The organism is uncultured Boseongicola sp., from assembly GCF_937988555.1.
In the GTDB taxonomy this organism is placed as follows: domain Bacteria; phylum Pseudomonadota; class Alphaproteobacteria; order Rhodobacterales; family Rhodobacteraceae; genus Boseongicola.
Genome location: NZ_CALJXO010000096.1, coordinates 1 through 8,152, shown reverse-complemented (window position 1 = coordinate 8,152; position 8,152 = coordinate 1). Strand labels below are relative to the sequence as shown.

The following is an 8,152-nucleotide window of genomic DNA, read 5'->3' as shown; positions in this document are numbered from 1 at the left end:
ACTGATCTGCGGGCTTTGCAAGATCGCAACAGTCCGGTTCCAATTCGGAAACAATAGGCGACAAGCAACACATTTTTAACCACAGTGGTGTCTGGTTCGGCTGGGGTGGCCGTATCGGAGATACCGCCATGGACGCTGCCGCGTTGCTTTTAATCTTGGTCGCAAAGACCTTCTTCCTTGGATTGCCTCTGGGTGTCGCATGGTTGGCGTTTCGCCGCCTCGTGTTGTCTGAGACGCTGAACGCCTGGATTTACGCGGGCGTCGGCTTGTTTGCAGCCTTTACGGCGGCCGGACTTATGCCATGGGCATTTGGGTTTCAGCCCGCGGCTTGGATGTTTCTTGTCTTTGGGTTTCTGTGTCCGCCCTTGTGGCTGGCCACAGTCGTGCTTTGCGGCATGGGGCGGATCTCGGGGTATGACTTGGCGGAGACGGACGTGGATGACACGTCATTGCCCGTGCAAGCTTCCGCGCAGGTACAATCCACCCCGCGCGTGCCGCCTGCGCCATTGCTTTTGGAACAGCCGATCTGGCCCAAGCCGGAAAAGGCAGTATTCCGCACCCACCGCACCCTTCTGCGCGAAGCCCGCAAGATGGCCGGCGAACGCATGAAATCCGAGCCCATTGACCGCAGTGTTTTGGACGTCGCGCGCAGCATGCGCGGCAATTCCAACACAACAAAGCGGCGCATGCGCCCCCTGTTGCCCCCACCCCACGCAATAAGCGACTTTCCCAACCTGCCGTTCTTGCAGAGATAATCGAGCTCTCCCCAAGCAATGTAATCGGCGAAACGCGTTGTTTCGGCGCGAGGGCTTAGTGAAACCGAAAATTTAGAGTACTTAGTGCGCATTACGTGTGTGTTTATGAGTATTGGAGAGCGGCTATGACGGTCGAAGTTCAGCGCGTTTTGTGGCGTTTTTCGAAAGCATTTCAGATTACCGCGATGTTTGTTTTTGCGATGATGGCCGTTGGCTCGGCCATCGCGCTTAGCCTGTTTGTCACTGGATTGATCGACTGGCCCGTCTTGCTTTTGCAGTTGGACGGCGGCGGTATGGTGAATGTCGCCCCGGCGATGATCGCGACGGGCTTTGTGCTGTCGGCGCTTTTGCTGGCGTTCATGCCTGCGAACTGGCGCGTTCTAGCCTTGGAAAATTCGCACCGCTCATTCCGGATGCAGATGGAAGACGTCACCCGCGCCTATTGGATCGCCCACCGCGCTGACCGCGAAGGCACATTCGAGATGACTGCAGAATTTGACGCCGTGCGCGAGCGTATCCTCTTCCTGCGCGACCACCCTGATCTTGGCGATCTGGAACCAGGCGTTATGGATGTTGCGGCACAGATGAGCCGTATCAGTGCGGACCTTGCCGCGCGGTATTCCGATGAGAAAGTCACCCGCGCCGAAGGCTTCCTTGCTCAACGCCGCCAAGAAGCCGCCATGATGGACACGCGGATCGAGCAGGCGTTGGAGGTGACCCGCGATCTGCGCCGCCTGGTGGATGCGGTTGAGATGGACGAATGCATGGCCGCTTCGCGACTTGATCGCTTACGCAGCGAGCTGGATGGCTTGCTGCCGCACTTCGACCTTGCCCCGACAACGGCTGTAAAGCCGATCAAAAAGGCGAGTGTTGTCCGACTGGCGGCGGCAGGCGGGCGCAGTTCCCGAACGGTCCAGGCAGCAGAGTAACGTTTTGGCGCTTGGCAGGTCCCCTTGGCCCGCGTAGCAACTGATATGATTTTGAAAATCGCCAATCTAGCCCTGCTCGTTCTGTTTCCCGTCGCGTGGTTCGCGCCTCTGCTTTACGCCGGGTTGCTGCCGCTGTTCGGGCTTTCCGAAATCTCGATTATCTCGGGCTTGCAATCGCTTTGGCAAAGCGATGTGGTGCTGGCGTTGCTGGTCAGCTTCTTTGCGATCTTCGCGCCTGTGCTGAAATCCATCGGCATAGCGCTTATTCAGTTCCGCCTCGCAAGCCCACGTATATTGCCCGCGCTGCACGTCATGGGCAAACTGGCAATGGCGGACGTTTTTTTGATGGCTCTCTATATAGTCGTTGTAAAAGGCGTCGGATTGGGCCGTGTCGAGACCGGCTGGGGGCTCTATCTGTTTACGGGGCTCGTGCTGGGCCAGATCGCGATCACCTTTCTCTATGAACGTCAGCGCAAGGGCGCGAAGGCCAGTTGAACCCGCGCCCGCGCTCAGGCAAAAGGTGAGCCATGGCAAAAGCGGCTTCCTTCACCTGTTCAACCTGCGGCGCGGTTCATTCCAAATGGTCCGGGCGCTGTGATGATTGCGGGGGGTGGAACACGATCTCGGAAGACAAGCCCTTAACCAAGGGTCCTAAAGCCAAAGGTTTGGGCGTCGTGCGCGGCCAAAAGATCGAGCTGACCGCCCTTGATACTGCCGAAGCCCCGCCGCCCCGCACCATGTCGAAGATGGGCGAATTGGACCGGGTGTTGGGCGGCGGGCTTGTGGCGGCCTCAGCCGTGCTGGTCGGCGGCGATCCTGGAATTGGTAAGTCAACCGTACTTTTGCAGGCGGCTGCGGCGTTTGCCAACCAGGGCATGAAGGTCATCTATGTTTCCGGTGAGGAAGCGGCCGCACAGGTGCGCCTGCGCGCGAAACGCCTAGGATTGGGCGGAGCAAATGTGCAGCTCGCGGCCGAAACCAACCTGCGCGATATCCTCACCACGCTTGAGGCAGAAGCGCCCGGGTTGGCCCTCATCGATTCGATCCAGACCATGTGGCTTGATACCGTCGACAGCGCGCCGGGCTCTGTCAGTCAGGTCCGCTCGGCAGCACATGAATTGACGACCTTCGCCAAGCGAAACGGCATCAGTGTTATCCTTGTAGGCCACGTCACCAAAGACGGTCAGATCGCGGGTCCCCGCGTGATCGAACACATGGTCGATACAGTTCTCTATTTTGAAGGCGAGCGCGGCCATCAGTTCCGCATTTTGCGCGCAGTTAAGAACCGCTTTGGCCCCGCCGACGAGATTGGCGTCTTCGAGATGACCGGCGCCGGTCTGGCCGAAGTGGCGAATCCGTCGGCTTTGTTCCTGTCCGACCGCGAAACCCCGGCGCCCGGATCTGTGGTGTTTGCAGGCATCGAAGGCACGCGTCCGGTCTTGTGCGAAATTCAGGCGCTGGTCTCTCCCGCCCCGGCCGGACAAGCGCGTCGCTCGGTTGTGGGCTGGGACGGTGGGCGCCTTGCGATGATTTTGGCCGTGCTGGAATCGCGCTGCGGGATCCCGTTTCAGGGCCTCGACGTCTATCTGAACGTTGCCGGCGGCCTTCGCATCACCGAACCTGCCGCCGATCTGGCTGTGGCCGCGGCGCTACTTTCGGCACGCGAAGACGTGGCACTGCCTGAGGGCACTGTCGTTTTCGGCGAAATCAGCCTATCAGGAGGCTTGCGACCGGTCGGTCAGACAGAAACCCGTCTGAAAGAGGCGCAAAAGCTTGGGTTCACCCGTGCTTTGATCCCCGACCGTAGCAAAACAGGCGCCATTGCGGGTGTCACGGCTCAAAAGATGCCGGATCTCGCAGCGCTGGTCGGCGACGTTTTTGGCGCTGGCTGATTAACGAACGGGCAAGGCACAGAGGCAGATATGGAAAGCTTCACTATTCTCGACGGTATCGTCGCCGCAATCATCCTTCTTTCCGCCGTTCTGGCGTATTCGCGCGGCTTTGTGCGTGAAGTGCTGGCAATTGGCGGCTGGGTCATTGCGACGGTTGTGGCATATTACCTTGCACCTGCGGCCGAGCCTTTGATGCGCGAAGTTCCGGTCTTGAACAACTTCCTCGGAAATTCCGGTGAATTGTCAATGATCGCAGCCTTTGCTGCGGTCTTTGCCGTCGCCTTGATCCTTGTGTCGTTCTTTACGCCGCTTTTTGCCGGAGTGGTTCAACGCTCGGCCATTGGTGGAATTGATCAGGGCCTTGGTTTTCTCTTCGGCGTCGTGCGGGGCGCGCTGTTAGTCGCGATTGCCATGGTGCTTTATGACCGCGCCATCGTCTCCGAGCCTTTCGCCTTCGTCGACGAAAGCCGCACGGCTTCGATCTATGCGCAGGTTTCTGATGCGCTTGCCGAGCAAATCCCCGAGGATGCGCCGGCTTGGATTGCAGCGCGTTACGAAGACCTGATGAGTCGCAGTTCGATCGCGCCAGAGTAACCAAGCCACCGCCAGCCCTATTTGACCGCTTTTGGCATCCGAATCGTGTGATTCTGAGCAGGTGCAAATACTGATTTCCGCCCATCAAGCAAAGAAAATCGTAATAATTGAGTGGAAACAAACTGTTTCCTTAAGAAAATACAGTTGAATAGGGCACTTTCGGCGGATCTGTTGACGGCGTCAAATCTCGCCTTTGTCCCCGATGCGACGACAGTGTTTGGCCGATACACCTGATTGAATACACAGCGCCCCACATCGCGGCAGGAATCCAGCGGCAATGAAAAACCATGTCCAATCTTGCCCAAATGTCTGGGCACCCCCAATCACAAAGACGCCCATTTCGACGCCATTTGCGCCCTACTGATGCCAACGGTGGGGGGCATAACTGTATTTGTAAGCGGGACAGCGGATGTTCCAAAGGCCCGCGTAATGAGTGTTTTGAGTAAAAGGCGCCGATCGGCATGTTGTCGATCGGCGTCTACCCTAAGCGGGTGGTTGCACGGTGTTTTGTTTTTCCGAGTTCCCGCCAATGTTACGAGTTCCGCCGTGCTCCACGGTATTTGCCTCACCCGCAGAAGGCCCGCATCCAAGTGTGCGGGCCTTCGTCTTTAATTTAGGCAATTTTCGGGTTTTGATGACGTGACAAGGCGGGCACTTCGCTCTAAGACGGTCTTAAATCTGCCCCACACGGACGTCCCTCGACCTCATGGCCGATCTTCCGATTACGACGACCCCCTTTGATGACGACAAGCTCCGCGAAGAATGCGGTGTGTTTGGTGTAACCGGCATGACATCGGCCGCGAATTTCGTCGCCCTTGGTCTGCACGCCCTACAACACCGCGGCCAGGAAGCGGGCGGCATCGTCACCCATGACCCCGAAACCGGGTTCGCCTCGGCGCGTCGGTTTGGTCTTGTGCGTGATATCTTTACCAATCAATCGGTGATGGACACACTGCCCGGCGAAATCGGCATTGGCCATGTGCGCTATTCAACCGCCGGCTCCAAAGGCGCTACGCAAATCCGCGACGTGCAGCCGTTCTTTGGCGAGTTCTCCATGGGCGGCGCGGCCATTGCCCACAATGGCAATATCACCAACGCAGACGCCTTGCGCAAAGAGCTGATCGAGCGTGGTTCGATCTTCCAGTCCAGTTCCGACAGCGAATGTATCATCCACCTGATGGCGCGGTCGTTGCAGCGCAATATCCCGGACCGGATGAAAGATGCGCTGCGCCGCGTTGAGGGCGCGTTTTCCATCGTGGCGATGACCAGCACCAAACTTATCGGTGTGCGTGACCCGCTGGGCGTGCGCCCGCTGGTCCTAGGCAAGCTTGGCGATGGTTGGGCTTTGGCGTCAGAAACCTGCGCACTTGATATCATCGGCGCCGAGTTCATCCGCGAAATCGACCCGGGCGAGATGGTCGTCATTGCTAATGGCGAGGTCACAAGCCATCGTCCCTTCGAGACCCAAAAGTCCCGCTTCTGTATCTTCGAGCACGTCTATTTCTCACGACCTGATTCGTCGCTTGGCGGACGTTCGGTCTATGAGACACGCTCGGCCATTGGTGTTGAACTTGCCCGCGAGGCACCGGTCGATGCCGATATGGTCTGCCCCGTCCCCGACAGTGGCACGCCTGCGGCCATCGGGTATTCGCAGGAAAGCGGAATTCCCTATGCGATGGGCATAATCCGCAACCAATACATGGGCCGGACCTTCATCGAGCCAAGCGAGCAAATCCGCAATATGGGTGTGCGTTTGAAGCTGAACGTGAACCGCGCGCTTATTCGCGGTAAACGGGTTATTCTCGTCGACGACAGCGTGGTCCGCGGGACGACCAGCCGGAAAATCAAGGAGATGATCCTAGATGCGGGTGCCGCCGAAGTTCACTTCCGCATTGCCTCGCCGCCCACGGCCTGGCCCTGCTTTTACGGGGTCGACACGCCGCAACGCGAAAAGCTTCTTGCTGCCACGATGAGCGAAGACGAAATGCGCGAACATCTGGGCGTCGACAGCCTGAAGTTCATCTCGCTCGATGGTCTTTACCGCGCCGTTGGCGAGGCGAAGGGCCGCGATCCTAAATCACCGGCCTATTGCGACGCCTGTTTCTCGGGTGAATATCCAGTCGCACCAAGCGATCAGATCGAAAAAGGGTTTAAGTTGAAGGCGGCGGAATAACCGCGCCACCCTTGACGCCCATCGCCGACGACGCCATGACCCCTCCCATGACAAAAATCGCTCTCATCACCGGTGCATCGCGTGGCCTTGGGGCAGCACTTGCCGAAGCCCTCGCCCCGACCCACCACATCGTCGCCGTCGCCAAAACCGTTGGCGCGCTGGAGGAATTGGACGACCGCATCAAAGCCATTGGTGGGGCCGCTACGCTGGCGCCGATGGACATCACCAAACCCGACGCGATGGCGCAGCTGTGCCGGTCTATCTTTGACCGCTGGGGGCATATTGATCTTTGGGCGCATACCGCGATCCATGCCGCACCTCTTGCGCCTGCCAGTCACATCGACGCCAAGGACCTGAAGAAATCAATCGAGATCAATGTGACGGCAACCGCGACGCTGATCGCCATGGTCGCGCCCTTGCTGGAATCTGCAGAGGCCGGGCATGCGTTGTTTTTTAACGACCCACGTGCAGGTGAGAAATTCTTCGGAGCTTACGGCGCCAGCAAGGCCGCACAGATGGCTCTGGCCAAAAGCTGGCAGGTTGAAACGATGAAGACCGGCCCAAAAGTGACCATCGTCACGCCACTGCCAATGCCCACCGCCACCCGCGCCCGCTTCTTCCCCGGCGAAGACCGCGCCTCATTGACGCCCCCCGCCGAGGCCGCGCATCTAGTGCTTGAGGCACTTAAATCGCCTTAGCGCCCCAAAAACCTTCCTTTCGCGCTGGGTAACGGGGCCCTCCGCCTTGCCCGTGCGCGCGCTGTGACCTAAACCAATAAAAAAGGGCAGCGGGGCGTTTTGCCATGCGTATTCTGATCACCAACGATGACGGCATCAACGCACCCGGATTGCGCGTGCTGGAAGATATCGCCACCGAGATTGCCGGCCCAGACGGCGAGGTCTGGGTGGTCGCCCCTGCGTTCGAGCAATCGGGCGTTGGCCATTGCATCAGCTACACCCATCCGACGATGCTTATTCAGCTTGCGACACGCCGCTTTGCCGCTGAAGGCTCCCCTGCCGACTGCGTGCTGGCTGGCTTGCATGAGGTGATGAAGGACGCTCCCCCCGATCTGGTCTTGTCCGGCGTGAACCGGGGCAACAACTCGGCTGAGAACGTGCTTTATTCCGGCACGATCGGTGCGGCGATGGAGGCCGCGTTGCAGGGCCTGCCCGCCATTGCGTTGTCGCAATTCTACGGGCCCGAAAACAACGCACTCGACAACCCGTTCGAGGCCTCCGCCGGTCACGGCATCGACACCGTGCGCCGGCTCTTGCGCCACGGGCTTTGGGACGACCGGGACTATCGTATCTTTTACAACGTGAACTTCCCGCCTGTCGCCTCGGCCAATGTGAAGGGTTTGAAAGTGGCGGCGCAAGGCTATCGCCGCGACACGTCGTTTTCGACCGAACCACACATCTCGCCGTCGGGACGGATGTTCCTGTGGGTCAAAGGTGGCCCTCAGCACGTGCCAACTGATCCTGGCACGGATGCGGCTGTGAACCTCGATGGCTATATCTCCGTGACGCCGCTTCAGGCGGACCTGACGGCGCATGACGCGCTTGATGCCCTGCGGGACCGGCTTGAATGACCGAAGATATCGCCGAACGTCAGATGCAGTTCCTGTTTCAGCTTCGCCAGCGCGGCGTGCGGGACAAGGCCACGCTGAACGCCATGGAAAAGGTCGATCGCGGCGCCTTCGTGAAGGGCGTGTTTGCAGAACGCGCCTACGAGGACATGCCCCTGCCCATCGCGTGTGGCCAGACAATCAGCCAGCCTTCGGTTGTGGGCCTGATGACCCAAGCCCTGAAC

Annotated in this window: 8 protein-coding genes and 1 pseudogene; all 9 read left to right on the top strand. The window is 59.1% G+C overall.

The window, feature by feature from the left end:
* The first annotated feature begins 128 nt into the window (after window positions 1-128).
* Window positions 129-755 (top strand): hypothetical protein, encoded by a 627-nt coding sequence (locus Q1B15_RS05365; protein ID WP_299751247.1) that lies wholly within the window; start codon window positions 129-131, stop codon window positions 753-755.
* 125 nt (window positions 756-880) lie between these two features.
* On the top strand, window positions 881-1,684 hold the full coding sequence (locus tag Q1B15_RS05360; RefSeq protein WP_299751244.1) for a DNA repair protein: 804 nt from the start codon (window positions 881-883) through the stop codon (window positions 1,682-1,684).
* A 48-nt stretch (window positions 1,685-1,732) separates the two neighbouring features.
* Window positions 1,733-2,179 (top strand): paraquat-inducible protein A, encoded by a 447-nt coding sequence (locus Q1B15_RS05355; RefSeq protein WP_299751250.1) that lies wholly within the window; start codon window positions 1,733-1,735, stop codon window positions 2,177-2,179.
* 32 nt (window positions 2,180-2,211) lie between these two features.
* Complete coding sequence (radA, locus tag Q1B15_RS05350) at window positions 2,212-3,576, top strand: DNA repair protein RadA (protein WP_299751241.1); 1,365 nt, start codon at window positions 2,212-2,214, stop codon at window positions 3,574-3,576.
* Window positions 3,577-3,606: 30 nt separating this feature from the next.
* On the top strand, window positions 3,607-4,170 hold the full coding sequence (locus Q1B15_RS05345; RefSeq protein WP_299751237.1) for a CvpA family protein: 564 nt from the start codon (window positions 3,607-3,609) through the stop codon (window positions 4,168-4,170).
* Window positions 4,171-4,876: 706 nt separating this feature from the next.
* Complete coding sequence (gene purF / locus Q1B15_RS05340) at window positions 4,877-6,343, top strand: amidophosphoribosyltransferase (protein ID WP_299751234.1); 1,467 nt, start codon at window positions 4,877-4,879, stop codon at window positions 6,341-6,343.
* A 47-nt stretch (window positions 6,344-6,390) separates the two neighbouring features.
* A complete protein-coding gene (locus Q1B15_RS05335) occupies window positions 6,391-7,041 on the top strand; it encodes an SDR family NAD(P)-dependent oxidoreductase (RefSeq protein ID WP_299751232.1) in 651 nt (216 codons plus the stop codon).
* Window positions 7,042-7,145: 104 nt separating this feature from the next.
* Entirely contained in the window at window positions 7,146-7,931 is a 786-nt protein-coding gene (gene surE, locus Q1B15_RS05330) for a 5'/3'-nucleotidase SurE (RefSeq protein ID WP_299751229.1), read from the top strand.
* Window positions 7,928-8,152: pseudogene (locus Q1B15_RS05325) on the top strand (protein-L-isoaspartate O-methyltransferase); the annotation flags it as partial. The gene surE and the pseudogene Q1B15_RS05325, both read left to right, overlap by 4 nt.